The sequence below is a fragment of the Sphaerotilus hippei genome, from assembly GCF_003201595.1.
In the GTDB taxonomy this organism is placed as follows: Bacteria; Pseudomonadota; Gammaproteobacteria; order Burkholderiales; family Burkholderiaceae_C; genus Sphaerotilus; species Sphaerotilus hippei.
Window position 1 is genome coordinate 275,375 of sequence record NZ_QJJS01000001.1, and the last position, 25,741, is coordinate 301,115.

Annotated in this window: 24 protein-coding genes; 7 read left to right on the plus strand and 17 right to left on the minus strand. The window is 69.8% G+C overall.

Annotation, left to right across the window (positions count from 1 at the left end):
* The first annotated feature begins 36 nt into the window (after positions 1 to 36).
* Positions 37 to 1,296 carry a DEAD/DEAH box helicase gene (locus C7444_RS01340; RefSeq protein ID WP_110399011.1) on the plus strand — a complete coding sequence of 420 codons (1,260 nt, stop codon included), beginning with the start codon at positions 37 to 39 and terminating at the stop codon, positions 1,294 to 1,296.
* Positions 1,297 to 1,317: 21 nt separating this feature from the next.
* Here the strand turns inward: C7444_RS01340 and mepK are convergent, their stop codons facing one another.
* From mepK to C7444_RS01355, 3 genes are read right to left on the minus strand one after another with little or no spacing between them, the layout of a single operon-like run.
* The gene (gene mepK / locus C7444_RS01345; protein WP_110399012.1) at positions 1,318 to 1,875 is read right to left on the minus strand and encodes a peptidoglycan L,D-endopeptidase MepK; all 558 of its coding nucleotides are present in this window, start codon (positions 1,873 to 1,875) and stop codon (positions 1,318 to 1,320) included.
* A gap of 10 nt (positions 1,876 to 1,885) precedes the next feature.
* Positions 1,886 to 3,478, minus strand: a complete 1,593-nt coding sequence (locus C7444_RS01350; RefSeq protein ID WP_245909350.1) for a L,D-transpeptidase family protein — start codon at positions 3,476 to 3,478, stop codon at positions 1,886 to 1,888.
* Positions 3,475 to 4,872 (minus strand): MBL fold metallo-hydrolase RNA specificity domain-containing protein, encoded by a 1,398-nt coding sequence (locus tag C7444_RS01355; protein WP_110399013.1) that lies wholly within the window; start codon positions 4,870 to 4,872, stop codon positions 3,475 to 3,477. Before C7444_RS01355 ends, C7444_RS01350 begins: the two co-directional genes overlap by 4 nt.
* A 215-nt stretch (positions 4,873 to 5,087) precedes the next feature.
* Between C7444_RS01355 and C7444_RS01360 the strand changes: the two genes are divergently transcribed.
* On the plus strand, positions 5,088 to 6,650 hold the full coding sequence (locus tag C7444_RS01360; protein ID WP_110399014.1) for a methyl-accepting chemotaxis protein: 1,563 nt from the start codon (positions 5,088 to 5,090) through the stop codon (positions 6,648 to 6,650).
* A 13-nt stretch (positions 6,651 to 6,663) separates the two neighbouring features.
* On the opposite strand, the gene C7444_RS01365 is transcribed toward C7444_RS01360, so the two are convergent.
* From C7444_RS01365 to C7444_RS01375, 3 genes are read right to left on the minus strand one after another with little or no spacing between them, the layout of a single operon-like run.
* Positions 6,664 to 7,395 (minus strand): glutathione S-transferase, encoded by a 732-nt coding sequence (locus C7444_RS01365; protein WP_110399015.1) that lies wholly within the window; start codon positions 7,393 to 7,395, stop codon positions 6,664 to 6,666.
* Between the two features lie 33 nt (positions 7,396 to 7,428).
* A complete protein-coding gene (locus tag C7444_RS01370; RefSeq protein WP_110399016.1) occupies positions 7,429 to 8,046 on the minus strand; it encodes an ABC transporter ATP-binding protein in 618 nt (205 codons plus the stop codon).
* Positions 8,043 to 8,672 (minus strand): DsbA family oxidoreductase, encoded by a 630-nt coding sequence (locus C7444_RS01375; protein ID WP_110399017.1) that lies wholly within the window; start codon positions 8,670 to 8,672, stop codon positions 8,043 to 8,045. The genes C7444_RS01370 and C7444_RS01375 overlap by 4 nt, the downstream gene beginning before the upstream one ends.
* 128 nt (positions 8,673 to 8,800) lie before the next feature.
* Between C7444_RS01375 and C7444_RS01380 the strand changes: the two genes are divergently transcribed.
* The 3 genes from C7444_RS01380 (at position 8,801) to cowN (ending at position 10,965) form a co-directional block, all read left to right on the plus strand.
* Positions 8,801 to 9,868 (plus strand): threonine aldolase family protein, encoded by a 1,068-nt coding sequence (locus tag C7444_RS01380; protein WP_310732616.1) that lies wholly within the window; start codon positions 8,801 to 8,803, stop codon positions 9,866 to 9,868.
* Positions 9,869 to 9,997: 129 nt separating this feature from the next.
* Complete coding sequence (locus C7444_RS01385; protein WP_170130587.1) at positions 9,998 to 10,636, plus strand: Crp/Fnr family transcriptional regulator; 639 nt, start codon at positions 9,998 to 10,000, stop codon at positions 10,634 to 10,636.
* 35 nt (positions 10,637 to 10,671) lie between these two features.
* Positions 10,672 to 10,965, plus strand: a complete 294-nt coding sequence (cowN, locus tag C7444_RS01390; protein WP_110399020.1) for a N(2)-fixation sustaining protein CowN — start codon at positions 10,672 to 10,674, stop codon at positions 10,963 to 10,965.
* Positions 10,966 to 10,980: 15 nt separating this feature from the next.
* On the opposite strand, the gene C7444_RS01395 is transcribed toward cowN, so the two are convergent.
* The 10 genes from C7444_RS01395 to C7444_RS01440 all read right to left on the minus strand — a co-directional run bounded on the left by C7444_RS01395 (position 10,981) and on the right by C7444_RS01440 (position 20,341).
* Positions 10,981 to 11,292 carry a BON domain-containing protein gene (locus tag C7444_RS01395; RefSeq protein WP_110399021.1) on the minus strand — a complete coding sequence of 104 codons (312 nt, stop codon included), beginning with the start codon at positions 11,290 to 11,292 and terminating at the stop codon, positions 10,981 to 10,983.
* Between the two features lie 112 nt (positions 11,293 to 11,404).
* On the minus strand, positions 11,405 to 12,628 hold the full coding sequence (locus tag C7444_RS01400; RefSeq protein WP_110399022.1) for a sugar ABC transporter permease: 1,224 nt from the start codon (positions 12,626 to 12,628) through the stop codon (positions 11,405 to 11,407).
* A gap of 26 nt (positions 12,629 to 12,654) precedes the next feature.
* A complete protein-coding gene (locus tag C7444_RS01405; RefSeq protein WP_245909351.1) occupies positions 12,655 to 13,398 on the minus strand; it encodes an ATP-binding cassette domain-containing protein in 744 nt (247 codons plus the stop codon).
* 136 nt (positions 13,399 to 13,534) lie between these two features.
* Positions 13,535 to 14,602 (minus strand): ABC transporter substrate-binding protein, encoded by a 1,068-nt coding sequence (locus C7444_RS01410; RefSeq protein ID WP_110399024.1) that lies wholly within the window; start codon positions 14,600 to 14,602, stop codon positions 13,535 to 13,537.
* Between the two features lie 108 nt (positions 14,603 to 14,710).
* Positions 14,711 to 15,706: an inositol 2-dehydrogenase gene (iolG, locus tag C7444_RS01415; protein WP_110399025.1), complete on the minus strand. Its 996-nt coding sequence runs from the start codon at positions 15,704 to 15,706 to the stop codon at positions 14,711 to 14,713.
* A gap of 20 nt (positions 15,707 to 15,726) precedes the next feature.
* Positions 15,727 to 16,605, minus strand: a complete 879-nt coding sequence (locus C7444_RS01420) for a sugar phosphate isomerase/epimerase family protein (protein ID WP_110399026.1) — start codon at positions 16,603 to 16,605, stop codon at positions 15,727 to 15,729.
* Positions 16,602 to 17,705, minus strand: coding sequence for a Gfo/Idh/MocA family protein (locus tag C7444_RS01425; RefSeq protein WP_110399027.1), 1,104 nt, complete (start codon positions 17,703 to 17,705; stop codon positions 16,602 to 16,604). The genes C7444_RS01420 and C7444_RS01425 overlap by 4 nt, the downstream gene beginning before the upstream one ends.
* Before the next feature lie 62 nt (positions 17,706 to 17,767).
* Positions 17,768 to 18,856 (minus strand): maleylacetate reductase, encoded by a 1,089-nt coding sequence (locus tag C7444_RS01430; RefSeq protein WP_110399159.1) that lies wholly within the window; start codon positions 18,854 to 18,856, stop codon positions 17,768 to 17,770.
* A gap of 2 nt (positions 18,857 to 18,858) precedes the next feature.
* Complete coding sequence (locus C7444_RS01435) at positions 18,859 to 19,167, minus strand: Dabb family protein (RefSeq protein ID WP_110399028.1); 309 nt, start codon at positions 19,165 to 19,167, stop codon at positions 18,859 to 18,861.
* Between the two features lie 250 nt (positions 19,168 to 19,417).
* Positions 19,418 to 20,341 carry a LysR family transcriptional regulator gene (locus C7444_RS01440; RefSeq protein ID WP_110399029.1) on the minus strand — a complete coding sequence of 308 codons (924 nt, stop codon included), beginning with the start codon at positions 20,339 to 20,341 and terminating at the stop codon, positions 19,418 to 19,420.
* A 117-nt stretch (positions 20,342 to 20,458) separates the two neighbouring features.
* Here C7444_RS01440 and C7444_RS01445 point away from each other — a divergent pair, with 117 nt between their 5' ends.
* Positions 20,459 to 21,343 carry an intradiol ring-cleavage dioxygenase gene (locus C7444_RS01445; RefSeq protein ID WP_110399030.1) on the plus strand — a complete coding sequence of 295 codons (885 nt, stop codon included), beginning with the start codon at positions 20,459 to 20,461 and terminating at the stop codon, positions 21,341 to 21,343.
* Positions 21,344 to 21,503: 160 nt separating this feature from the next.
* On the plus strand, positions 21,504 to 22,796 hold the full coding sequence (locus tag C7444_RS01450; RefSeq protein ID WP_110399031.1) for a sugar MFS transporter: 1,293 nt from the start codon (positions 21,504 to 21,506) through the stop codon (positions 22,794 to 22,796).
* Positions 22,797 to 23,198: 402 nt separating this feature from the next.
* Here the strand turns inward: C7444_RS01450 and gyrB are convergent, their stop codons facing one another.
* Positions 23,199 to 25,739 (minus strand): DNA topoisomerase (ATP-hydrolyzing) subunit B, encoded by a 2,541-nt coding sequence (gene gyrB / locus C7444_RS01455; RefSeq protein ID WP_245909352.1) that lies wholly within the window; start codon positions 25,737 to 25,739, stop codon positions 23,199 to 23,201.
* Positions 25,740 to 25,741: the final 2 nt, after the last annotated feature.

Sequence of the window (25,741 nt, forward strand, 5' to 3'; positions counted from 1 at the left end):
TCCATCCTCCCGCCCCCCAATTTTTCCTGACGCCCCATGACCTTCGCCTCCCTCGGCCTGACCCCTGCGCTGTGCCGCGCCGTGCGCGAACTCGGCTTCTCGGCGCCCACGCCCATCCAGGCGGCCGCCATCCCCGCCGCCCTGCGGGGCGACGATGTGCAGGGGGCGGCCCGGACCGGCTCGGGCAAGACGGTGGCGTTCGCGCTGCCGCTGCTCCAGGGGCTCAAGGACATCCGCTTCGAGTGGCCGCGCCGGCCGCAGGCGCTGGTGCTGGTGCCGACCCGCGAGCTCGCGGTCCAGGTCGGCGAGGTGCTGCGCGACCTGGCCGGCGCGATGCCCGAGCCGCCGCGGGTGGCGGTGCTGTTCGGCGGGGTGTCGATCAATCCGCAGATGATGGGCCTGCGCGGGGGCACCGAGATCGTCGTGGCCACGCCCGGGCGCCTGCTCGACCTGGTCGAGCACAACGCGCTGCGGCTGGACTCGATCCGCACCCTGGTGCTCGACGAGGCCGATCGCCTGCTCGACCTGGGTTTCGCCGACGAGCTCGCCCGCGTGCTGGCGCTGCTGCCCGAGCGGCGCCAGAACCTGTTCTTCTCCGCCACCTTCTCCGAGGCCGTGCAGGCCCTGGCCGCCGGCCTGCTGCGCGACCCGGTGCGCATCGAGCCGCCCGCCGGTGGCGAGGACACCCCGGCCATCACGCAGCGCGCCATCGAGGTCGACGCGGCGCGGCGCACCATGCTGCTGCGCCACCTGCTGGCCGATCCGGCCTGGGACCAGGTGCTGGTGTTCGTGGCCACCCGCTACGCCACCGAGCTGGTCGCCGAGAAGCTCGGCCGCGCCGGCCTGGCCGCCGGCTCGCTGCATGGCGAGCTGAGCCAGGGCGCCCGCACCGAGGTGCTCAAGGCCTTCAAGCAGCGGCGTGTCCAGGTGCTGGTGGCCACCGACGTCGCCGCCCGAGGCATCGACATCGCGGCGCTGCCGGTGGTGGTCAACTACGACCTGCCGCGCTCGACCGACGACTACACGCACCGCATCGGCCGCACCGGCCGGGCGGGCTCGCCGGGCCTGGCGGTCAGCTTCATCAGCGCCTCCACCGAGGCGCATTTCCGCCTGATCGAGAAGCGCCAGCACCAGCGCGTGCCGCGTGAGCGGATCCCCGGCTTCGAGCCGGTCGAGACCGCCACGCCCGAGCAGGCGGTCGGTGGGGTCAAGGGCACCCGGATGAGCAAGAAGGACAAGCTGCGCGCCGCGGCCGCCGAGGTCCTGCCCCCGCCACACCCGGTGCGGCGTTCCTGAGGCCGGCCGGGCCGGCGCGCTTCACCAGGAGCGCACCCGTCCGGTGTCGAGGTGCACGAAGGCCTCGCGCGGGTAGTAGCCCACGCCCCCCGCCTTCAGCGACAGCGCCGCCTCCCGCAGCTCGGCCAGCGGCACGCCGGGCAGGCGCACGTCGATGGCCCGGCCGTCCATGTGCAGGCTGTGCCGGGCGACCCCGCCGCCGCGGCTGCCGCGCAGCTGCTCGTTCGTGGCCGGCGAGCGGTAGGCCGAGATGATCTGGAACGTGCCCGCGTGGCCCAGCACCTGCTGGACGCGGTGCATCAGGTCGAACACCGTCGGGTCGATGCGGCCGACCTCGCCGCTGTAGTGGTCGCGCAGGAAACGGTTCAGCGTGCCCAGCGCCTCGGGCAGGTAACGCTCGCCGCTGGCGTAGACCAGGTCGATCCGCTCGTGCGTGTGGGTGTGCGCCATCACCAGGCTGCGGGCCTCGGGGATCGACGCGCGGGCGTGCGCGGCCAGCGTCGGCAGCGCGCCCAGCGTGGCCAGGCGGGCGGTGTGGTGCAGGAAGCGGCGGCGGCTGCCGGTGCGGGTGTCGGTCATGCGGGCTCCGTCAGGGGGCGGGCGGGCGCGGGCGCCGCAGCGCGGCGTCGAGCAGCCGGTCCAGCCCGTAGAGGTCGTCGAAGAAGTGGATGCGACCGTGCTTGACGAGCGCGGTTCCGTAGGCGATCAGCACCGGCAGCGGCTCGTCCAGCCGCAGCGTCCTCGACTCGCCGCGCTCCATCGCCTCCCGGATGCGGGCTTCGGTCCAGCCGGGCTGGTGCGCCAGCACGAAGGTGGCCAGCGCCACCGGCTGCTCGACCCGGATGCAGCCGTGGCTGAAGTCGCGCCGGTCACGCGTGAACAGCCCGGTCGAGGGCGTGTGGTGCAGGTAGATGTGGTCCTGGTTCGGGAAGACGAACTTGATGTCGCCCAGCGCGTTGCGCGGCCCCGGCCGCTGGCGGATGCGCGACTGGCCGGCCAGCACGGCGTCGAGCCCCGCGGCCGACAGCGCCGTGTGCACGCTGCCGTCGGCGGCGACGAACTCGAAGCCCTCGCGGCCCCAGTGGCCCGGCTCGCGCCGCAGCCGCGGCACCAGCTCGGCGCGTGCGATCGACGGCGGCACGTTCCAGTACGGGCTGAACTCGATGAAGCGCATGTCCTCGTCGAACAGCGGCGTGCGGGTGTCCAGCGCCTTGCCGACCACCACCTTCATCTCGTGCCGCACCTCGATGCGCCCGTCGTGCACCTCGTAGGCCCGCAGCACGAACTCGGGGATGTTGACCACGACCATGCGGGCGGCCTGGGTCAGCGGCGTCCAGCGCAGCCGCTCCAGCGACAGCTCGATCTGGCGCACCCGGGCCGCCGGCGTGAACTGCAGCTGCGCCAGCGTGGCCGCCCCGATCACGCCATCGGCCGTCAGGCCGTGGCGCTGCTGGAACGACTGCACCGCCTCGACCAGTGCCGGGTCGAGGCGTCCGGTCGCCCCGGCCCCGGGCAGCGCCGATCCGGGCAGATCCCCCAGCAGGCTCAGCCGCTGCGTCAGCAGCGCCGTGCCGGCATAGGCCATGCCCGGCGTCAGCTTGCCGCCGCGGCCGGCCCGGGCGCCGGGCAGGCCGGGCAGCGCCTGCTGCCAGGCCGGGTCGGGCGCCAGCGTGCGGTAGCGGGCCAGCTCGCTGCGCAGCGCTTCGTACAGCGGCAGCGGCGGGGCCGCCTCCCGCACCGCCTCGGGCAGGCGCCGGGCGGCCAGCGCGGCCTGCAGGCGGGCCGGCGCGTCGAACTCGCCGCGCCGGGGCGGCGTGAAGTCGTGGTGGATCCGCTTCGGATCGACGCGGCCGCCGTGCAGATCGGACAGGTAGCGCACCATCGCCCAGTCCAGCGCCTGCGCCAGTGCCGTGGCGGCGGCCTCGTCGGGCACGGCCTGCGCCACGGCCCGGCGCAGCGTGTCGACCTGGTAGTCCGCCGGCTCCAGGCCCTGGTCGGCCGCCGCGCCGAGCAGCTCGACCGCCTGCAGCGCCTGTGCATTGGGGCGATCGGCGTCGAACCAGCGCGGGTCGGCGGCGGGGGCGGCCTGCCCGGCGAGCAGGCCGGCGCACGCCGCGGCGCCGGCGAGCAGCCCCCGCAGCGTGCGCCGCAGGATCGCGGGGGCTCGTGGCCTCGGGTTCACAGGTCGATCCGGCTGCCCGGCGCCGGCGCCTCGACGCTCCAGCCCAGCTCGTCGGCGATGCGGTCGGCGAAGTCGCAGGCGGTCCGGGCTTCGCCGTGCACGACGAAGGTCCGTGCCGGGGCCGAGGTGAAGCCGCGCAGCCAGGCCATCAGCGCGGCCTGGTCGGCGTGGGCCGACAGGCCGCCCAGCGTGTGGATCTTCGCGCGCACCGTGATCTCGTCGCCGAAGATGCGCACCTGGCGGTGGCCGTCCACCAGCCGCCGCCCCAGCGTGCCCTCGGCCTGGTAGCCGATGATCACGATCGCGCATTCGGCGCGGCCGAGGTGGTGGCGCAGGTGGTGCTTGATGCGTCCCGCCTCGCACATGCCGCTGGCCGAGATGATGATCGCGCCCGCCCGGATCTGGTTGAGCGCCATCGACTCCTCGACGCTGCGGGTGAAATGCAGGTCCAGCCACTCCGGGTGCTGCTGGCGCTGCGACAGCAGCGAGCGGGTCTGCTCGTCGAACAGCTCGGGGTGCTTCCAGGTGATCTCGGTGACCTTGTCGGCCATCGGCGAGTCGACGAAGACCTGCAGGTGCGGCAGCCGGCCCTGGCGGCGCAGGTCGGCCAGCAGGCACAGCAGCTCCTGCGTGCGCCCGAGCGCGAACGCCGGGATGATGATGTTGCCCTGTCGCCGCCGCAGCGTGTCCTCGATGACGAAGACCAGCTCGTCGACCGTCTCGGCCAGCGGCCGGTGCAGCCGGTTGCCGTAGGTCGACTCCACCAGCAGCACGTCGGCCTCGGCGATCGGCGTCGGGTCGCGCACGATCGGCCGTCCCGGCTGGCCCAGGTCGCCCGAGAACACCAGCTTGCGGGTCGTGCCATGCTCGGTGACCCACACCTCGATGATCGCCGAGCCCAGGATGTGGCCGGCGTCACGCAGGCGGCAGCGCACCTGCGCGTGCGGCTGCAGCATCTCGTCGCAGGCGACGCCCCGCAGCTGCGCCAGGCTGGCCTGGGCCTGCGCCACCGTGTAGAGCGGCGGCTCGACCTGGCGCCGCGGCCCGTGGTCCCGCTGGCGCTGCGCGCGGGCCCACTCCGACTCCTGGATGAAGGCGCTGTCGAGCAGCATCACCGACAGCAGGTCGGCCGTCGCGTGGGTGGTGTGGATCGGCCCCTTGAACCCCAGCGCGCACAGCCGCGGCAGCAGCCCGCTGTGGTCGATGTGGGCATGGGTGAGCAGCACGAAGTCGATGCCGCGGGGATCGAAGCGCCAGGCCTCGAGGTTGCGCGTCCGCGCCTCGCGCCCGCCCTGGAACATGCCGCAGTCGACCAGGAAGCGCAGCCCGTCCGTCTCCACCAGGAAACACGATCCGGTGACTTCCTGCGCCGCGCCGATGAAGCTGATTTTCATGAGGCTCTCCGGTGGAGTGGGGCACCCACTGTAGTCCTGCCGGGCCCGGCCGCGGGCATGCCGGGGCCGCCGGCATTGACATGGGACAAGACCCGCGGGGCGGGTGCTGAACTGCACCGGAAAACACGTGGTCATGGCCGTACCAGCGGTCGGCGACGACCCGCACACTGGCCGGTTCGATCCGCCCCGTGCGGGTCGGTTGAATGGAGCCCGTGATGAAACTGAACGACTTGCGCATCGGTACCCGCCTCGGCGGTGGGTTTGCCGTGATCCTGGTGCTGCTGGCGCTGATGATGGCCGTGGGGGTGTGGCGGCTGCACGGCCTGTCGACGGCGATGCAGTTCACGCTGGAGACCTCGCTGAGCAAGGAACGCCTGACCGACGAGTGGTTCCGCAACGTCGTGGTCGGCGTGCTGCGTGGCAAGGCCATCGCCAGGAGTTCCGACCCCGGCCTCGAGGCCCTGTTCGCGCCCGACGTCAAGGCCAACACCCTGCGCGGCAACGAGATCACGAAGGCCCTGAACGCGCTGCCGATGTCGCCGGGCGAGGGGCGGCAGCTGGCCGACGTCGCCGAGAAGCGCAAGGACTACATCGGCGCGCGCGACGCGATGATGGCCGCCAAGCGGGACGGACAGGGCGAAGAGGCCCTGCGCCTGTACGAGACCGCCTTCGTGCCCAAGTCGCAGGTCTACGTCGCCAGCATGCAGGCGCTGAAGAAGCACCAGCAGGACCAGATCGATGCGGCGGCCCGCACCATGAAGGAGGACGCGGCCCAGGCCCGCCTGATCCTGCTGATGCTGGGCGCGGCCGCGCTGCTGTTCGGCACCGTGTTCGCCTGGCGCCTGACCCGCTCCATCACGCTGCCGATCCAGGCGGCCACGCAGCTGGCCGACGAGGTCGCGCAGGGCCACCTCTCGCCGTCCATCCGCTCGGAGGGGCGCGACGAGATGGCCCGCCTGATGCGTTCGCTGGACACGATGTGCTCGAACCTGCGGGACCTGGTCAGCCAGGTCCGGGCCTCGAGCGACAGCATCGGCACGGCCAGCGTCGAGATCGCCTCGGGCAACCAGGACCTGTCGGCCCGCACCGAGCAGACGGCGTCGAGCCTGCAGATGGCGGCCTCCTCGATGGAGCAGCTCACCGCGACGGTCCGGCATTCGGCCGACTCGGCCCTGCAGGCCAACCAGCTGGCCGTGTCGGCCGCCGAGGTGGCCCGCCGCGGCGGCGACGTGGTGTCTCAGGTCGTGCGCACGATGGACGAGATCACGGACAGCTCGCGCAAGATCGCCGACATCATCGGCGTGATCGACGGCATCGCCTTCCAGACCAACATCCTGGCGCTGAACGCGGCGGTCGAGGCCGCGCGCGCGGGCGAGCAGGGCCGCGGCTTCGCGGTCGTGGCCTCCGAGGTGCGCAGCCTGGCGCAGCGCAGCGCCGACGCGGCCCGGGAGATCAAGAGCCTGATCGGCTCGTCGGTGGAGCGGGTCGAGGACGGCTCCCGGCTCGTCGCCAACGCCGGCCAGACGATGGACGACATCGTGCGCTCGGTGCAAAGGGTGACGGACATCATCGGCGAGATCACCTCGGCGGCCACCGAGCAGAGCCAGGGCATCGGCTCGGTCAACAGCTCGGTCACCGAGCTGGACCGCATGACGCAGCAGAACGCCGCGCTGGTCGAGCAGTCGGCCGCGGCGGCGGAGAGCCTGAAGGATCAGGCCTCGATGCTGTCCGGGGTCGTCGGGCGCTTCAGGCTGGGCGCGCAGGCGGGCTCGCGCTGAAGCGCCGCGCCGCTCACTGCACGTCCAGCTCCGGATGGCAGCGGAAGGCGCCCTGCTCGCTGAACGGCAGGCGCCGCTCGCTGCGCAGGTAGGCGGCCACCCGCGGCAGGGTCGCCACCCGGTCGTGCAGCTGCACGATGGCCGGCGTGCGGGCCAGCACGCTGGCCGTGGCCTTCGGGAAGGTGTACTTCAGGCCCTCGATCAGCTGGAACAGCGACAGGTCGGCGTAGCTCAGCTTGCCGGCCACCAGGTGGCGCGAGCCGGCCGGGTTGTGCGTCACGATGTGCTCGAACCACTTCAGGTAACGCGGCAGGCGCTCGCTGCAGAACGCCTGCGCGCGGCGCAGCGCTTCGGGCGGGTGCTCCTCCCGGGACAGGTGGTCGCCGCCCGGGTGGTGGGTGTCGTGCGCCTCGGCCGCCACGTCGGCGATGGTCAGCTGGATCTGCTGGGTCCACACGCGTGACTGCTCGCTGCGCGCCACCAGCTTGAGCTGCGGCGCCAGGTGATGCAGGATGGCCGCGCTCTGCCCGATCACCAGGTCGCCGTCCTTCAGGAAGGGCGGGGCGAAGGGCGGCAGCACCGCCTTGCGGTCCTGCAGCAGGCGCATCATGGCCGGCACGCCCTGTCCGGACAGCTCGCTGCCACGCGCGACATCGATGTACGGAGCCCCGGCGGCTTCCAGCGCCAGTCGCACGAATTCGCCATGACCCTGCAGGGTCGGCCAGTGGTGGAGTTCATATGCCATGGCGCGCACTGTAGCGGGGCGGTCGGCCCGGGCTCAGTCGCCCAGGTCCACCACGCCCGCCCAGGCCACCTCGGCCAGGCCGGCGGGCAGGGTGTGGTCGGCGATCACCCAGGCCGCGTCCCGGCCGTCCGCGGCCTCGGCCAGCAGCTGCGTCAGCACCCGGCAGGAGCGTGCGTCCAGCGCCGCGTAGGGCATGTCGAGCAGCGTCAGTGCCGCGCCGCTGGCGGCCGCGGCCACCAGCCCGACCTTGCGCCGGCTGCCGGTCGACAGCATGTGCATCGGCTTGTCGAGGTGCTCGGCCAGCCCGAAGGCCTCGACCAGCGGCGTGAGCACGCCGGCGCGCCAGCGTGGCGCCCGGGCGCGCAGCGCCTGCAGCCAGTCCCGGGCGACGAGCGGGTCGTGGGCCGGGTCCGACGGGGTCTCGAAGAAGACCGTGCCGGCCGGCCGGTGCAGCGCGCCGGTCGACGGCTGGAGCGTGCCCGCGATCAGCCGCAGCAGCGAGGTCTTGCCCCGTCCGTCGCCGCCGCGCACCAGCGTCAGGCCCGGCAGGATGGCAAAGCTCAGGTCGCTCAGCACGGTCTGCCCGGCCAGGGACAGGCCGAGGCGGTCCGCACGGAAGAGGGCGGGAGCGTCGGATGGAGTGTCGCTCATGCCTCGGCCAGCACCTGCCGCAGCACCTGCTCGAACACCTCCGGGGGCTGGCCGCCGCTGATCAGGTAGCGCCCGTCGACGATCACCGCCGGCACGCTGCTGATGCCGGCCTGCTGCCAGCGGCGCTCGTTGGCCCGCACCGCGTCGGCGAACTCGTCGCTGGCCAGCAGCGCGCGCGCCCGGGCCTCGTCCAGCCCGACGCTGCCGGCCACGCGCACCAGCACGTCCGGATCGCTCACGTTCTCGCCGCGGCCGTGGTAGCTCTGCAGCAGCGCCGTCTTGAGCGCGGGCTGCCGGCCTTCCAGCCCGGCCCAGTGCAGCAGCCGGTGGGCGTCGAAGGTGTTCCAGATGCGCGAGCGGGGCCCGAAGGTGAAGCCCAGCGCCGCGCCGCGGGCCGCGATGTCCTGCCGCCCCTGTTCGATCTGCGCCGGCGAGATGCCGTACTTGCGCGACAGGTGCTCGACGAGGTCCTCGCCCTCGGGCCCCATCTGCGGGTTGAGCTCGAAGGGCTGCACGTGCAGCGCCACCGGCACGCCGTCGCCCAGGCGCCGCAGCGCCTCCTGCAGCGAGGCCAGGCCGATGGCGCACCAGGGGCACACGACGTCGGAGACGAGATCGATCTTCATGGGGCGGGCTCCTGTCCCGGGCGGGTGAGGGTGGGCGGGGGGCCAGTATCTCCGCACGCCCGGCGACGTGCGGGTGGCGGGGTCATGACCCGATGCGGCAGACTCGGTCCCCTCTCCAGGAGCCTCCCTTGAACTTCGCATCCGACAACGTCTACGGCGTCCATCCCCGCATCCTCGAGGCCGTCGTGGCGGCCAACCAGCCCCTGACCGACGTGCCCTACGGCCACGACGACGGGGCGCAGGCCTGCGAGGCGGCGCTGTCGCGGGTCTTCGAGACGCCGGTGCGGGCCTTCCTGGTGCTCAACGGCTCGATGGCCAACAGCCTCGCGCTGTCGGCCATGAGCCCGCCCTTCGGCGGCATCTTCTGCCACGAGGGCGCGCACATCCAGACCGACGAGTGCAACGGACCGGAGCTGTTCACCGGTGGCGCCAAGCTGCTGACGCTGCCCGGCGAGGGCAACCGCATCACCCCGCAGGCCATCGAGCGCCGGCTGCGCCACTTCGTGCATGGCGAGCACGGCGCCCGCCCCAGCGTCGTGTCGATCACGCAGGCCACCGAGCTGGGCACCGTCTACACGGTCGACGAGATCAGCGCCCTCGGCGCCACGGCCCGTGCCCACGGCATGCGGCTGCACATGGACGGCGCGCGCTTCGCCAACGCGCTGGTGTCGCTGGGCTGCACGCCGGCCGAGATGACCTGGAAGGCCGGCGTCGACGCGCTGTCCTTCGGCGGCACCAAGAACGGCGGCATGATCCTGGAGGCCGTCGTCTTCTTCGATCCCGCGCTGGCCGAGGACTTCCTGTTCCGCCGCAAGCGGGCCGGACAGCTGCTGTCCAAGGGGCGCTACCTGTCCGCGCAGCTGCTGGCCTACCTGCACGACGGGCTGTGGCTGGACAACGCCCGGCAGGCCAACGCGCTGGCGCAGGCGCTGTCGCGCGGGCTGGCGCTGGTGCCGGGGGTGCGCATCGCGCAGCCGACCCAGGCCAACGAGGTCTTCGCGCTGATGCCCGTGGCGCTGTGCGGCGTGCTGCAGGCCCTGGGCGCGGTGTTCCACGAGTGGCCGGTGGACGGCATCGATGCGGGCATGACCCATGTGCGTTTCGTGACCTCGTGGGCCACGCCGATGGCCGACGTGAGCCGGCTGATCGCGCTGGCGCAGCAGGCCTCGGCCCGGGGCGTGGACGGCGACGACTGACGCGGCGGCGGCGGCCCGGTGGCGGGAGCGCGATTTGCTTGCTCCGGCCTCATGCACCCCTCCACCCGCCCGCCTGCGCATCCACACCTGGCCCCGCCCGACCCGCACGGCCCCGACAGCGCGGGGTGGATGGACGGATTTCGCGAGCAGCCCGTGGTGCGCGGGCAGGTGGTGTCGCGCCCCGGCGGCCGGCGTGACGAGATCCTGATCGTGCGCAGCGGCCGGCTGCGCGTCCACCTGTGCGACGAGCAGCGCGAGCTGACGCTGCTGTTCCTGGAGCCCGGCGACGTGTTCTCCACCCACACCCCGGCCTGGGTCACGGCGGCCGAGCCCGGGGTGCTGGCCGCCATGCCCACGAAGCAGTTCGCCACCCGCCTGGCGCAGGCCTCGCCGGCCGTCATGTCGATCATGCGGGTGCTGGGCCGCCTGCTGGCCCGCACCATCGAGCTGGTCGAGAACCTGGTGTTCCGCGAGGTGCACGAGCGGCTGGCCCGCCTGCTGGCGCTGTGGGTGCGCGAGCAGGGGCGCCACGTCGAGGCCTCCGGCCACTGGGTGACCTCGCTGCCGTTCACGCTGACCGACCTGGCGCTGATGATCGGCGCCTCGCGCCAGACCGTGTCCGCCGCCTTTGCCGACCTGGAGCGCCGCGGCCTGCTGCGGCGCCAGGGCCGCCGCACGCTGCACGTGCTGGACCTGCCTCAGCTCGAGGCGCAGGGCCAGCTCGCGATGTCGTCCAGCCGACAGACGCGGCCCGCGCCCCCCGCCTAAGCTCGGCCCCAGACCCAACCCTCTGGAGTGCCCCCATGAGCAGCCTGACCTCGAACGCCGCGGTGGACCGCTACGTCAGCTTCAAAGGCATCGACTACGACGGCAACGTGCGCCGCGTGCTCGATCACCTGGAGCGCTACCGCCGCCGCGATCCGCAGCACCGGCTGCTCGACTACCTCGCCCGCCAGCGCAGCCTGACCTCCGGCGCCCGGCGCGACGACCTGCTGCTGCTGCACAGCCTGGTCAACCCGATCCGCGACCTGTTCGAGGCCGGGTCCGACCAGCCGGCCCTGGCCGATCTGGACCGGCTCGAGCAGGAGTGCTTCTGACGGGTCCGCTCCGCCTCACGGCAGGCTGCGGCTCGACCACAGTCGCACGCGGTTGAACTCGACGTTCGTCACGCCGTCCACGTGGCGCGCCGCCTGGACCGCCCGGAAGCGCTGGGCCTCGTCGTCGGCCCAGCCGCCCAACCGCACCTCGCCCTCCCGGACCTGCACGGTGATGTCGGCCGGATGGTGGATGTCCGTCTTCACGATGGCGGCCTGGATCGCCTGCTGAACCTGTGCATCCTGAGCGCTGTCGGCCCACACCGGAGCCGCCACGCCCCCCACGATCGCCAGAGCCAGCAGCGCCGGCAGAAATCGACGGTTGTTCATGTGAATTCCTTTCAGACTTCGAAACACATGAGGGTTAGTGCGGATGGACGGGGCTTGGTTGCGTAAAGGAGTGCAAAGGGGTGGCGGTGCCGCGTGTCCCGCCGGCTGGCCGTCAGAACGCTTGTTGACCCGTGGCCTTCTCGATCAGCTTGTCGATCGACACCGCCAGCACCAGCAGCATGCCGGTCACGATCAGGCGGATCTCGTTTTCCACGCCCATCAGGTTCAGGCCGTTCTGGACCGTGCCGATGACCAGCGCCCCCAGCAGCGCCGCATGCACCGAGCCGCGGCCACCGAACAGGCTGACGCCACCGATCACGGCTGCCGCGATCGACTCCAGCAGCAGCGTGCCGCCGCCGATGCCCCCGCCCGAGAACACGCCCACGCCCAGGGTGCGTGAGGCGGCCAGCACACCGGCGATCGCCGCCACCGCACCGGCAATCCCGAAGGCGGCCATCTTGATCCGGCCGACGTTGACGCCGGTGCGGCGGGCCGCTTCGTCGTTGTTGCCGACCGCGTAAAGGTAGAGGCCGAACTGGGTCTCCTTGAGCACGTAGCCACCCAGGCCCAGCATCGCCGCGAAGATCAGCACCAGCAGCGGCACGCCCTGGTGCGCGTTGAGCACGGCGACGACGCTCACGCTCAGCACGGTTGCGCCCAGCAGAGGCGCCGCCAGTCCCGACAGCATCGACACCGGCAGGCCGACGCGCTGGCGCCGCCAGGCGTTCGAGACGGTGATGCCGACGTAGATCAGCAGCCCGGCGACCAGCAGGGCCCAGGCCCAGGCGCCCTCGATGCGGGTCTGCGCGATCTGCTCGATGCCCGAGCCCATCAGGCCGTAGCGGGCCGTGGGCGGAAGCAGCAGCAGCTGGGCGCCATTGAGCGCCAGGCCCAGGCCCAGCGTGACGACGAAGGACGGCACGCCGACATAGGTCATCCAGCGCGCCGACAGGCAGCCGATCACGGCGCCGGCCGCGACGGCCGAGGCCACCGCCGTCCACGGCGAGAAACCGAACTCGACGATCAGCTTGGCCATCAGCACGGCGGTGACACCGTTGATCGCGGCCACCGACAGGTCGATTTCCTTGACCAGCAGCACGAACATCAGGCCCAGGGCCATGATGCCGACCACCGTGCTCTGCAGCAGCAGGTTGGACAGGTTCTGCGGTGACAGGAAGACGTCGCTCTGGATCGCGAAGAAGATCCACAGCGCGACGAGACCGATGACCACGGGCAATGCGCGCAGGTCGGAGGCCAGGAGTTCGCCGAATGAGCGGCGCTTGGTCGGCGGCGGGAATGTGCCCGAATCGATCGGGGCGGACAGGACTTGTGCCATTGTTTTCTCCTTGGATTGCACGAGCCTCAGCCCGCCAGATTGACGCTCTCGTTGCCACCGACCATGGCGTTCACGACCTGCTCACCCGTGACTTCGCGGGACTTGAAGCTGGCCGTGTTGGCGCCCAGGCGCATGACTTCGATGCGGTCGGTGGACTTGACGACGAAGTGGTGGATGTCGTGGCTGACCACCACGATGCCCAGACCCTCGTCGGCCAGCGTGCGGATCAGCCGGGACACCTGTTCGGCGGCCGAGTGGCTCAGCGCGGCGGTCGGCTCGTCGAGGATCAGCAGCTTGGGCGTCCACAGGATCGAGCGGGCGATGGCGATGTTCTGCCGCTGCCCGCCCGACATCGCACCCACCGGGCGGCTCAGCGAGAGGTTGCCCAGGCGCATGCGGGTCATCACCTCGCGCGCCCGGACTTCGCATTCGGCGCGCTTGATGCGCCGGCCGAACCAGCCGGAGCCGGTCAGCTCACGCCCCAGGAACAGGTTCTGCACCGCATCCAGGTTGTTGCACAGCGACAGGTCCTGGTAGACGGTCTGGATGCCGTAGCCGGTCGCATCCGACGGGCTGTTGATCCTGGCGGGCTTGCCGTCGATCTCGTAGTCGCCCGTATCGAAGCCGTGCACGCCCGCCATGACCTTGACGAAAGTCGACTTGCCCGCGCCGTTGTCGCCGACCAGCGCGACCACCTCGCCCGCGTGAACCTCGACCGATGCGCCACGCAGCGCCCTGACGGAGCCGAACGACTTGGTGATGTTCCGCATTGAAATGAGCGGCGTGCCCTTGCTGCCTTTGGCAGAGCCGGCGCCGGCGGAGTCTGCAATCTTCTCAGTCATGATGGACCTCTCGGAATAAATGGGGGCGGCGAGACTGCCGCCCCTTGGGCTGTACGCCCAGGTCTTACTTGTTGGCCTGGCAGACCGGCGTGTTCTGGATGCCCTGGCAGATCTGCGGCCAGGTCCACACGCCGGCCTTCACCACGTCCGACAGGTTGGCGGCGGTGATGTTGCTGACCGGCAGGAAGACCGCCGGCACGTCCATGAACTTGTTGTTCACCTTGCCGTTGACCAGGTTCTTGGGCACGCCCTTGCCGGCGAGCAGCGAGGCGACCACGTCGGCCGCGTAGGTGGCCTCGACCTTCAGGTCCTTCAGCACCGAGTTGTCCTGCCAGCCCATGGCGATGTAGCGCAGCGCTTCGACGGTGGCGTCCTGGCCGCCCGTCACCAGCTTCTGGCCGGGCTTGTAGCCCTGGCTGATCAGCGCGGCCACCGAGCCACCCGTGGTGCCGTCATTCATGCCGAGGAAGACGTCGACGTCGCCCTTGTTGCGGGTCAGGCAGTCTTCGGCGAAGGACTGTGCCTTCACCGGATCCCAGTTCTCGGTGTACTGCTCGCAGACCACCTTGACCTTGCCCGAAGCGATCAGCGGCTTGAGGAACTCGTTCTGGCCGGCTTCGTACTGGCCCGTGCCGTATTCGCCCTGGTTGCCCTTGATGCGTGCCACCTTGACGACCGGCTTGCTGATCTTGTTGATCAGCTCGGCCGCACGCTTGCCCTGGGCCTGGCCGACCGACAGCGAATCGAAGACGACGTGGGCGTCGGCCTTGCCACCGACGGCATCGTGGTCGTACAGCACGACCGGGACCTTGGCCGTGGCCGCTGCCGCGAGGCTGCCCGCCGACAGGTTGGCGTCGGCCGACGTGTAGACGATGACCTTGGCGCCCTGCGAGATGGCGTCTTCCACCAGACGCTGCTGGCGCGACGGATCGCCCTGGGCGTTCTGCACGATGACCTTGGCCTGCGGGGCCTTCTTCTTCAGCGCGTCGATGAAGAAGGGGGCGTCGCGGCTCTCGAAGCGGATGGTGGTCGAGTTCGGCAGCAGGAAAAAGACCTTGTCTTCGGCCATGGCCGAGGTGGCTGCGCTGGCCAGGATCGATGCGGCGACGGTGCCGAGGATGCGGTGTTTCATGTTTGTCTCCAGAGGTATTGAGTGCGCACTTGGACGGAGCAGGCACGAGTCGACCTGAACCCCGGGCCGGCCCCCGGGGTTTTGTCGGGACAGTGGGCGCGTGGCGGCTTAGACGACCACGGCGCGACCGGTCTTGACCGACTCGATCGCGGCTTCGGCCAGGCGCAGGGCCTGGCGGCCGTCCCACGGGCTGGTGGGCATGGCGGTGCCGGCGTCGAGTGCCTTCAGGAAGGCGTCGAGCTCATTGCGGTAGGCGTCCGTGTAGCGCTGCAGGAAGAAGTTCAGCAGCGGCGGCAGCGCTTCGGTTTCCTGGGCGTTGTAGCGGCGCACCGTGCTGGGCCGCAGGTTGTCGTTCATCAGCATGCCCTTGGCGCCGAGGATCTCGAAGCGCTGGTCATAGCCGTAGCTCGCTTCGCGGCAGCAGTTGATGTGGCACTGCTTGCCCGACGCGGTCTGCATGATGACCATCAGGGTGTCGTAGTCGTCGAACTCTTCCATCAGCGCCGGATCGACGACGCGGCTGGCCTTGGCGTAGACCTCGACCGGCTCCTCGCCCAACAGGAAGCGCGCCATGTCGAAGTCGTGGATGGCCATGTCGCGGAAGATGCCGCCCGAGTGCGCCACGTAGTCGCGCGGCGGCAGGCCGGGGTCGCGGCTGGAGATGATGACCTGGCGCACCTCGCCGATGTCACCGGCGTCGATGGCGCGGCGCAGCTCGATGTTGCTGGGGTCGAAGCGGCGGTTGAAGGCCATCATGACCTTGGCACCCAGCGCCTTGAGTTCGGCCACGGCGGCATCGGCCTTGGCCAGGTCGTTGTCGACCGGCTTCTCGCACAGCACGGCCTTGCCGGCGCGGGCGGCCAGCAGCATCAGGTAGGCGTGCGTGTCCGACGGCGTGCCGATGACGACCGCGTCGACGTCGGCGCGGGCGATGGTGGCTTCGGCATCGGTGGAGGCCTCGCAGCCGAGCTTGTCGGCCAGCTTGCGGGCCGAGGCGTCGATCGGATCGACCACGGCGACCAGCTGGGCCAGCGGGTTGGCGGCGACGTTGGCGGCGTGGATCTGGCCAATGCGGCCGGCGCCCAGAACAGCGACTCGAATCATGGATGTCTCCTGGTGGGGTGTCAGGCCGTGCGGTGCGCGAACTGGCGCATCGCCGTATCAAAGGAACTGCGCGCCATCACGTCCAGCGGCTGCAGTCGGAAGCTCTTCGAGATGATCTCGACGCCGTAGTAGGGCGCATCGAAGCCGGCGGCCAGCACCGCGTCGATGAAGGCCGGCACGTTGAAGCAGCCCTCGCCGCACAGACGGCGGCTGAAGCGGGTGTCCTCGAACAGCGTGCCGACGACCTGCGGGTCGGCGTCGTCGAGCTCCACGCCCTTGAGGAAACGCGCCGGGATCTTGGCGATCTCGTCGTAGGACATGCCGCCGCGCGCCACGTGCCAGATGTCGAGCAGGATGCCGCCGTTGGGCTGGTCGGCGCCGGCGATGATGGCCATCGCGGTGTCGATGGTGTTCACGTTGGTGAACGGCATCATCTCCATGATGATGTTGGTACCGACCTCGCGGCCCTGCTCGCACAGCAGCGCGAACTCGTCGCGCAGGTGCGCGATGTCGGGCGCCTGCTCGGAGAACAGCTCCGGCGAGACCTTGAAGTTGCGCGCACCGAGTTCGGCCGCCGCTTCGAACAGTTCGTGCCGCATCTGGTCGGAGGCCTGGCGGCGCGGGTCGGCCGCATCGCAGAACCAGTCGCCCAGGAACTCGACGTCGATGTGGCGGATGCCGTTGTCGGCCAGCACCTGGCGCACGCCGGCCCAGCCCAGGCGGTCGCGGTTGGCCATCAGATCGGCGTGCACCAGGCCCATGCCGGTGTAGCCGACCTTGGATGCAGCAGCGGCGCGATCTTCCAGGCTGTAGGGGCTGACCTCGGTGGGTGCACCGGGGTATACATCGCCGGCCAACGTCCAGTACGCGGCCAGCAGCTCAACTTGTTTGTTGCTCACAGGAAAACCTCGGAACCTGCTTGTGCAGAAGAAGCGAACAGGGCCTCGATCAGCGTGCTGATGTTGAGCGCCTGCGTCGCGGGGATGACCACCGGCGCGCCTTCGCGCACCGACTTGTTGAAATGGCTCAGCTCACGGTCGAAGAAGACCGGGTTGCCGATCTCGGCGAGCTCGGGTGAATAGACGGTCTTCTTCGAGGCCCAGTTGATCGGGAAGCCGGTCTCGCTCCACTCGGTCCAGCCTTCGCGGTGGCCATCGACCGTGCCGTTGTCGAAGATCTTGTAGCTAGACGGTGACGGGCGTGAACTCATCATCCCGGCCGTGCCGTAGGCGGTGATGTCCCAGGCCTCCAGCCAGGGCAACGAGTCCCACGAGAAGAAGTCGACGACGACGATCTTGTCGTCGTAGTTCAGCACCGCGCCGGCCGCGTCCTCACGCGAAGTCGGACCCATCGCGCCGGGGAACTTGGTGATGCGCGCATTGACCGAACGCGGCATGCCGAAGTGGTGGATCACGCGGTCGAACAGGTGGCAGGAGATGACGAACATCGCCCCGCCGATGTCGCCCGGCTGCTTCATGTGGTTGGTGTCGGCCTCGTCGTGCGAGCAGCCGCCGTGGGCGCGCACCTGCAGCACCTTGCCGAGCCGGCCGCTCTGGAGCACCTCCTGCATCTTGTCGACCGATGGCGAGTAGCGCCAGCAGTAGCCGACCTGCACGATGCCGCCGGTGCGCTCGACCGCCTCGACGATGCGGCGCGCATCGGCCGAGTTGCGACCGGCCGGTTTCTCGCACAGCACGGCCTTGCCAGCCTCGAGCGCCTCGATCGTGAGGTCGGCCATCGCGTAGCTCTTGGAGTGCACGTAGACCACGTGCACGTCCGGGTCGTCGAGGATCTCCTGCTTGCTGCGCGGCGTCAGTCCGAGCGCGTCGCAGAAGGGCTGCAGCAGCGGGCTGTCGTCGGCGGCGCCGAGCATGCGGGCGTTGGGCAGGCGCTGCAGGGCGCGCACCCGGCCCGAGGTGTGCGGGTGCGTGATGCCCAGGCACGCCACGCCCAAGGTGGCGTCGTTGCCAAGTGGCGGGCGTGTGGTGTGGGTGGTCATGGCTTGTCTCCTGTCAGGGCTGTTCAGGGTTCGATTTTTTTCTCAGGGGGCGGTGTGTCGGATCAATCTCCGGGACGCCGACCTTCCCAGGCGTTGCGCAGCAGCTCGCGGATGGCCTGGGCTTCGATCGGCCGGGGATTCCAGTACGGGTTGGCCAGCGCGATCTCCGCCGCCCGGTCGAGTTCGGACTCGGGCATGCCGATGTCGCGCAGCGCCAGCGGCGCCTTCAGTTCCGCGGCCAGGTCGTGGACGCCGGTCGCCGCGTCGTCGCTGCCGAGCGCTCGGGCGATGCGCCGCATCGCCTCGGGTGCCGCCTGCGTGTTGTAGTGCAGCGCGTGCGGCAGCACGATGGTGTGCGTCTCGGCATGCGGCAGGTTGAAGCTGCCGCCCAGCGTGTGGCACAGCTTGTGGTGCAGCGCCATGCCGACATGACCCAGCACCGTGCCGCACAACCAGGCGCCGTAGAGGCAATCGCCGCGAGCGGCCAGGTCCGACGGACTGCGGACGACACCCCGCAGGCCGACAGCCAACGCACGGATGCCCTCCTCGGCCATCAGCGACATCACGGGATTGCCGTCGCGGGCATAGAGGCCTTCGGCCGCATGGGCGATCGCGTTGATGCCGCTGGTGACGGACATCGCGACCGGCAGCCCCACCGACAGGTCCGGGTCGTACAGCACGGTGCGCGGCAGCACGCGGGCATCGCGGCCGGTCTTCTTCAGGCCTGCTTCGGTGATGCCGTAGATCGGCGTCATCTCCGAGCCGGCATAGGTGGTCGGTACCGCGATGATGGGCAGCGACGACTCCAGCGCGATGGCCTTGCCCAGGCCGATCGTCGAGCCGCCGCCGATCGCCACCGCGCAGTCGGCGCCGACCGCGCGGGCATGTTCACGCGCCAGTCGGGCGCCTTCGATCGGCACATGCATCTGCGCGCCGTCGTACACCCCGACGCTCAAGGCGCCCAGCAGATCGGCTGCCGCCTGGGCCTGGTCACGCTGCTGCGGCGTGCACAGCACCAGCGCCCGGCGCGCGCCCAGCGCCTCGACCTCCTGCGGCAGGCGCTGCAGGCTGCCGCGGGCGAACACCACCCGGGCCGGTTGCGCCGTGAAGATGAAATCGTGAGTCGGGTCGGCCTCGCGTGTCGTTGCCATGATCACGCGCCCTCGGGGGTGTAGTCGACCTGGAAGCGGGCGATGCGGACGTCGCCCAGTTCCTGGCGGATGCGCAGATGCTCGGGATGGCTGCCATAGCCCGCCAGGGACGCCACGCTGTCGAATTCGCTGTAGAGCACCATGTCGCAGGCATAGTCGACGCGGCTGGAGTCCAGGCCGATCTCCATCCGCAGCAGGCCGGGGATGCGCCCCACCAGCCCTTCGAAGCGGCTCTTGACGAACAACGCGGCCGCGTTGCGCTCGGCTGCCGTCTCTCCGCGTACGTTCCACATGACGATGTGCTTGATCATTCGATCACCTATGTATGGGCCGCGATTCCGAAGTGACATCGCGCAGTGACAGGTGGCGGACGACCGTGGCCAGGGTCCATCGGTGAGCCCCGTCTCCATTCAGCCATCTGCTTTCCTGCGATGGATGAACTGTAGATTCACGCGGAGCGGCAAAAAATGACGTGAGGGGAAATGTCTTTGCCGAAAAATGGAAAAATAATGGGGGTTTCCACCAGCTGTGTGCTCCACCCCTCGACATCGATCGTGTGGCTCAGCGCAGCGGCGCGGCCCACTTCTTCTCGAGTTCCAGTGCCTCGAAGCGTTCGACCAGGAAGTCGTTGAAGACCCGGATCTTGGCCGGCTGGTGGTGCCGGCTCTGGTAGGCGAGGTTGATGGTCAGCGGTGGCAGCTCCCAGTCGGTCAGCACCGGCACCAGCCGCCCGGCCACGATCTCGTCGTGGATGATGTAGAGCGGCTGGATCACGATGCCCAGGCCCGCGAGCCCGGCCGAGCAGATCACCTGGCCCTCGTTGGAGTCCAGCATGCTGGTGATCGAGGTGTCGCGGCGCTCGTCGCCGCGGCTGAAGTGCAGCACGTTCGGGTCCTTGGCCAGGTTGTAGACCAGCAGGCGATGCTGCTTCAGGTCCTCGGGCGTCCTGGGCGTGCCGTGAGCGGCGAAGTAGCCGGGCGCGCCGGCCAGCACGCGCCGGGTGTGGGCCAGCCGGCGCACGGTGATGCCGGAGTCCCCCTCGATCTCGCGGGTGCGGATCGCCACGTCGATGCCGGCTTCGATGAAGTCGGGGTAGCGGTTGGCCGCGACGATCTGCACGCTCAGCTTCGGATAACGGCGGCTGAACTCGGGCAGCCCGGGCGCGATGTGCATCATCGCGAACGACACCGAACTGGTGACGCGCAGCAAGCCGGTCGGCTGCAGGGTGGTCTCCAGCACGGCGGCCTCGGCCTCGGCCATCTCCGCCAGCATCGCGACGCAGCGCCGATGGAACGACTGGCCGGCTTCGGTGAGCCACAAGCGCCGCGTGGTGCGCTCGACCAGTCGCACGCCCAGTCGCTCCTCCAGCGCGAGCAGCGTGCGGCTGGCCGCGGCGTTCGACATGTCGAGCTTCTCTGCGGCCCGCGACAGGCTGCCAAGTTCGGCGACCTGGACGAAGAACTCGATCTGCGACCAACGATCCATGATTGATTCATCCACTTGGCGGAAAACTGATTTCACCACAGCGCATTTTTTTCCAATCCCTGTCGACTTAAGGTGGCGGCACTGGCCAGTTCAGACCACCAACAAGGAGACAAGACCGTGCGCAACATCAACGAAGACACCATCACCCAGGCGGTACTGGCCGCCATGGACCAATGCCGTGATGCGCGCCTGCGCACGGTCATGACCAGCCTGGTCCAGCACCTGCATTCCTTCGCCCGCGAGGTCAAGCTGACCGAGGCGGAGTGGTTCCAGGCGATCCAGTTCCTGACCGCGGTCGGCCACATCACCGACGACGTGCGCCAGGAGTACATCCTGCTGTCCGACGTGCTGGGCCTGTCGACGCTGGTGACCGCGCAGAACAACGTCAAGCCCACCGGCTGCACCGAGGCCACCGTGTTCGGACCGTTCTTCGTCGAGAACGCGCCCGACTATCCGCTCGGCGCCGACATCTCGAACGGTGCGCGCGGCGAGCCGTGTTTCGTCAGCGGTCGGGTCACCGGCCTCGACGGCCAGCCGCTGGCCGGCGTGCTGATGGACGTCTGGCAATCGGACGAGGACGGCTTCTACGACGTGCAGAAAGCCCCGACCGCGGACCAGCCGCACACGCACCGGGCACGCGGACGCATCCGCACCGATGCGCAGGGCCGCTACCACTTCCGCTCGATCCTGGCGCAGCCCTATCCGATCCCGCACGACGGCCCGGTCGGCCAGATGCTGGAGGCCCTGGGCCGCCATCCCTGGCGGCCGGCGCACCTGCACTTCATGCTGAGCGCGCCCGATCATGAGCGCCTGATCACGCATGTCTTCCGGGACCATGACCGCTACCTCGACTCCGATGCGGTCTTCGGCGTGCGCTCGACGCTGATCTCCGACTGGGTCCGGCACGAGGCCGGGACGGCGCCTGATGACACCACGATCGATCGGCCGTTCTACACCTTGAACTACGACTTCGTGCTCAACCCCGCCAAGCGGGCGGCCTGAGCGTGCGGCCGACGACTGGCGGTCTGCCCCGAGGCCGTCAGTCGCCCCCGGCAAGATCACCCCGGCAACAGGGGTCCCTGCTTCCTTGTCAAAACATTAACGATTTATTATTGCAATCTTTCAAACTGATGCACTGCCGCTCTGGGCGGCACCGGATCCCATGGCACAACAACATGGCCGCCCGCTGGCGGTCCTCACCTCGCTGTTCTTCATGTGGGGACTGATCACCTCGCTGAACGACATCCTGATCCCGCACCTGAAGGCGCTGTTCTCGCTGAGCTATGTCGAGGCGATGCTGGTGCAGTTCTGCTTCTTCATGGCGTACTTCGTGGTCTCGCTGCCGGCGGGCTGGCTGCTGCAGCGCCTCGGCTACCAGCGCGGGCTGGTGGTGGGGCTGGGCACCATCGGCGTGGGCTGTCTGCTGTTCTACCCGGCGGCAGGCGCGCACGCCTACCCGCTGTTCCTGGGCGCGCTGTTCGTGCTGGCCGCGGGCGTGACGCTGCTGCAGGTGGCGGCCAATCCCTACGTGACGCTGCTGGGTGAGCCGGAGACCGCCTCCAGCCGGCTGAACCTGACCCAGGCCTTCAACTCGCTGGGCGCGACGGTGGGGCCGATGGTCGGCGCCGTGGCCATCCTGGGTGCAGCCGACCACGCGGTCGGCGCCCAGGCCGATCCTTCGAGCGTGCAGGGCCCCTACCTGGTGCTGGCCGGCCTGCTGTTCCTGCTGGCCGTGGTCGTCGCCTGGGTGCGTCTGCCCGATCCGCGCCGACTGGTCGAGGCACAGCAGGCCGAGCTGCGCGGCAGCGCGGCGTCGGCCGACGCCGGCGAGCAGGGCAGCCTGTGGGCGCACCGCCATCTGGTGCTGGGCGCCGTGGCCATCTTCGCCTACGTGGGCGCCGAGGTGTCCATCGGCAGCCTGCTGGTCAACCTGATGGGCGAGCCGGCCATCGCCGGCCTGAGCGCGGCCGAGGCCGGCAAGTGGCTGTCGCTGTACTGGGGCGCCGCGATGGTGGGCCGCTTCATCGGCAGCGCGCTGATGCGCAAGGTGTCGGCCGCCCGGGTGCTGGCCGCCGCCGGCCTGGTCAACGCCGCGCTGATCGCGCTGGCCATCGCCGTGAGCGGTCCGGTGGCGATGTGGAGCCTGCTGGCCGTCGGCCTGTTCAACTCCATCATGTTCCCGACCATCTTCGCGCTGGCCCTCGAAGGCCTGGGCGCACTGACCAGCCGCGGTTCCGGCCTGCTGTGCATGGCCATCGTCGGCGGCGCCATCGTGCCGCTGGCCCAGGCCCTGCTGGCCGACCACTGGGGCCTGCTGCCGTCCTTCGCCGTGCCGCTGGTGTGCTACCTGTACATCGCCCACTACGGCGGCTGGGGCCACCAGCCCGCGGGCCCGGCCGTCACCGAGCCGGCCGAGCCGCTGCGCGCTCCCCGCGCCGCCGCGCAGGGGGCCTGAACCCCGCGGGGCGACCCGCGCGCCCCACGATCAGCAGAAGGCCCAGCGGATGCTGGGCCTTTTTGCGTTCTGGGGGACTTCAAGGTGTTCGAGGGGTGTCGGCGGTTGCCAGGGGCGGCGAGCGGACGATGCCTGTGCTGCACGTTCCTACTGCAGACGGGCTCGTAAGCTTCCCTGTCAAGAAGACAGTTGATTCCTAGAGTCCGCGGCGGTTGTGTTGATCAATCTGGGCATGGACTGCTTGGGCGGCACACCGCCCAATGCGTCATGCGGCCGCGTCATTCGTGCCCATGGGGACGGGTTAACCGCACGACCGAACATCTCCAGAAAAACGGATCACCCCAAAAACAAAAGGCCCAGCATCCGCCGGGCCTTTCCACTTCCTGGGTCATCCGGCCAGCATCACGCGTCGATGTTCGCCGCCCTCAGCGCGTTGGTCTCGATGAAGTCGCGGCGGGGTTCGACCTCGTCGCCCATCAGCATGGTGAAGACCTTGTCGGCTTCGATGGCGTCCTCGATCTGCACGCGCAGCAGGCGGCGCACGGTCGGGTCCATGGTGGTTTCCCAGAGCTGCTCGGGGTTCATCTCGCCCAGGCCCTTGTAGCGCTGGCGGCCGACGCTGTTTTCGGCCTGCAGCATCAGCCAGGCCATGGCGATGCGGAAGTCGCCGGCCTTGGCGGTCTTCTGGCGTTCGCCTTCGCCGCGCCGGACGATGGCGTCCTCGGCGAGCAGGCCCTTGAAGGTGAGGCCGGCGCGGCTGAGCGCTTCGTAGTCGGCGCCGTGCACGAAGTCGGCGGTGATGATGCTGCTCTTGATGTTGCCGTGGTGGCGGCGGCTGATGCGCAGGTGGTGCTTGTCGGTGCGGCTGTCGAACTCGGCGGCGACTTCGGCGTCGTGCAGCGCGTCCTTCAGCGCCAGGGCGCTGGCTTCGGCCCGGGCGGCGTCGTCGAGGTCGAGGGTCAGGCCGTCGCTGATGGCCCGCAGCGCCTCGATGTCCATCCAGTTGGACAGGCGGGCGATGACGTTGGTGGCCTGCACGTACTGGCGCGCCAGCTCCTCGAGCTCGGGGCCGCTGATGGCCGGCTTGCCGGCGCCGGGTTCGACCGCGGCGCCGTCGAGCGCGACCTTGAGCAGGTAGACGTCGAGTTCGCTGCCGTCCTTCAGGTACTGCTCGTGCTTGCCGTGCTTGACCTTGTAGAGCGGCGGCTGGGCGATGTAGATGTGGCCGCGCTCGACCAGGTCGGGCATCTGGCGGTAGAAGAAGGTCAGCAGCAGGGTGCGGATGTGGGCGCCGTCCACGTCCGCGTCGGTCATGATGATGATGCGGTGGTAGCGCAGCTTGTCGGGGTTGAAGTCGTCCCCGCCCATGCCCTTGCCGATGCCGGTGCCCAGCGCGGTGATCAGCGTCAGGATCTCGTTGGAGGCGAGCAGCTTCTCGTAGCGCGCCTTCTCGACGTTGAGGATCTTGCCGCGCAGCGGCAGGATGGCCTGGAACTTCCGGTCGCGGCCCTGCTTGGCGGAGCCGCCGGCGGAGTCACCCTCCACCAGGTAGATCTCGCACTGGGCGGGGTCCTTCTCCTGGCAGTCGGCGAGCTTGCCTGGCAGGCCCATGCCGTCGAGCACGCCCTTGCGGCGCGTCATCTCGCGGGCCTTGCGCGCGGCGTCGCGGGCGCGGGCGGCGTCGACGATCTTGCCGCAGATGGTCTTGGCGTCGATCGGGTTCTCGAGCAGCCAGTCGGTGAGCAGGCGCCCGACGATGTCCTCGACCGGCGCGCGCACTTCGCTGGAGACCAGCTTGTCCTTGGTCTGGCTGGAGAACTTGGGCTCGGGCACCTTGACGCTGACCACGCAGGCCAGGCCTTCGCGCATGTCCTCGCCGCTGATCTCGACCTTGGCCTTCTTGGCGATCTCGTGGTCGTCGATGTACTTGTTCATCACCCGGGTCATCGCGGCGCGCAGGCCGGTCAGGTGGGTGCCGCCATCCCGCTGGGGGATGTTGTTGGTGAAGCAGAGCACGTTCTCGTTGTAGCTCTCGTTCCACTGCATCGCGACCTCGACACCGACGTTGGTGTTGTTGTCGCTGATCTTGTCGCCGCGGGCATGGAAGATGTTGCCGTGCAGGACCTTCTTGCCCTTGTTGACGAACTCGACGAAGCCCTTGACGCCGCCGGCGTAGGCGAAGTTGTCTTCCTTGTTGTTGCGCTCGTCGACCAGGCGGATCTTGACGCCGTTGTTCAGGAAGCTCAGCTCGCGCAGGCGCTTGCTGAGGATCTCGTAGTGGAAGTCGATGTTGGTGAAGATCGTCTCGTCGGGCAGGAAGTGCACTTCGGTGCCGCGCTTGTCGGTCTCGCCGCTGATCTTCATCGGGCTGATCTCGAAGCCGTCGCGCTGCTCGATCACGCGGTCCTGCGGGATGCCCTGGCGGAACTCCATGAAGTGCACCTGGCCTTCGCGGCGCACCGTCAGGCGCAGCCACTTGCTCAGGCCGTTGACGCAGCTCACGCCCACGCCGTGCAGGCCGCCCGAGACCTTGTAGCTGTTCTGGTTGAACTTGCCGCCGGCGTGCAGCTCGGTCAGCGCGATCTCGGCAGCCGAGCGCTTGGGCTCGTGCTTGTCGTCCATCTTGACGCCGGTGGGGATGCCGCGGCCGTTGTCGATGACGGAGATCGAGTTGTCGGTGTGGATGGTGACGGTGATGTCGTCGCAGTGGCCGGCCAGGGCCTCGTCGATGGAGTTGTCGACGACCTCGAAGACGAGGTGGTGCAGGCCGGTGCCGTCGGACGTGTCGCCGATGTACATGCCCGGTCGCTTGCGCACGGCCTCCAGGCCTTCCAGGATCTGGATGCTGCCCTCGCCATACCCCGCGGACGCGGCGGCCGAGGCGGCGGCGACTTCGGCAGGAGTGGGTTCAGGGGTGGGCAGGGGGGCAGTGGATTCGGTCATGG

Excerpts from the sequence above, each read along its gene's own strand:
- C7444_RS01340 (WP_110399011.1), top strand. The coding sequence starts at position 37 with ATGACCTTCGCCTCCCTCGGCCTGACCCCTGCGCTGTGCCGCGCCGTG.
- mepK (WP_110399012.1), bottom strand. The coding sequence starts at position 1,875 with ATGACCGACACCCGCACCGGCAGCCGCCGCCGCTTCCTGCACCACACC.
- C7444_RS01355 (WP_110399013.1), bottom strand. The coding sequence starts at position 4,872 with ATGAAAATCAGCTTCATCGGCGCGGCGCAGGAAGTCACCGGATCGTGT.
- C7444_RS01360 (WP_110399014.1), top strand. The coding sequence starts at position 5,088 with ATGAAACTGAACGACTTGCGCATCGGTACCCGCCTCGGCGGTGGGTTT.
- C7444_RS01365 (WP_110399015.1), bottom strand. The coding sequence starts at position 7,395 with ATGGCATATGAACTCCACCACTGGCCGACCCTGCAGGGTCATGGCGAA.
- C7444_RS01370 (WP_110399016.1), bottom strand. The coding sequence starts at position 8,046 with ATGAGCGACACTCCATCCGACGCTCCCGCCCTCTTCCGTGCGGACCGC.
- C7444_RS01375 (WP_110399017.1), bottom strand. The coding sequence starts at position 8,672 with ATGAAGATCGATCTCGTCTCCGACGTCGTGTGCCCCTGGTGCGCCATC.
- C7444_RS01385 (WP_170130587.1), top strand. The coding sequence starts at position 9,998 with ATGGACGGATTTCGCGAGCAGCCCGTGGTGCGCGGGCAGGTGGTGTCG.
- cowN (WP_110399020.1), top strand. The coding sequence starts at position 10,672 with ATGAGCAGCCTGACCTCGAACGCCGCGGTGGACCGCTACGTCAGCTTC.
- C7444_RS01395 (WP_110399021.1), bottom strand. The coding sequence starts at position 11,292 with ATGAACAACCGTCGATTTCTGCCGGCGCTGCTGGCTCTGGCGATCGTG.
- C7444_RS01400 (WP_110399022.1), bottom strand. The coding sequence starts at position 12,628 with ATGGCACAAGTCCTGTCCGCCCCGATCGATTCGGGCACATTCCCGCCG.
- C7444_RS01405 (WP_245909351.1), bottom strand. The coding sequence starts at position 13,398 with ATGCGGAACATCACCAAGTCGTTCGGCTCCGTCAGGGCGCTGCGTGGC.
- C7444_RS01410 (WP_110399024.1), bottom strand. The coding sequence starts at position 14,602 with ATGAAACACCGCATCCTCGGCACCGTCGCCGCATCGATCCTGGCCAGC.
- iolG (WP_110399025.1), bottom strand. The coding sequence starts at position 15,706 with ATGATTCGAGTCGCTGTTCTGGGCGCCGGCCGCATTGGCCAGATCCAC.
- C7444_RS01425 (WP_110399027.1), bottom strand. The coding sequence starts at position 17,705 with ATGACCACCCACACCACACGCCCGCCACTTGGCAACGACGCCACCTTG.
- C7444_RS01430 (WP_110399159.1), bottom strand. The coding sequence starts at position 18,856 with ATGGCAACGACACGCGAGGCCGACCCGACTCACGATTTCATCTTCACG.
- C7444_RS01435 (WP_110399028.1), bottom strand. The coding sequence starts at position 19,167 with ATGATCAAGCACATCGTCATGTGGAACGTACGCGGAGAGACGGCAGCC.
- C7444_RS01440 (WP_110399029.1), bottom strand. The coding sequence starts at position 20,341 with ATGGATCGTTGGTCGCAGATCGAGTTCTTCGTCCAGGTCGCCGAACTT.
- C7444_RS01450 (WP_110399031.1), top strand. The coding sequence starts at position 21,504 with ATGGCACAACAACATGGCCGCCCGCTGGCGGTCCTCACCTCGCTGTTC.
- gyrB (WP_245909352.1), bottom strand. The coding sequence starts at position 25,739 with ATGACCGAATCCACTGCCCCCCTGCCCACCCCTGAACCCACTCCTGCC.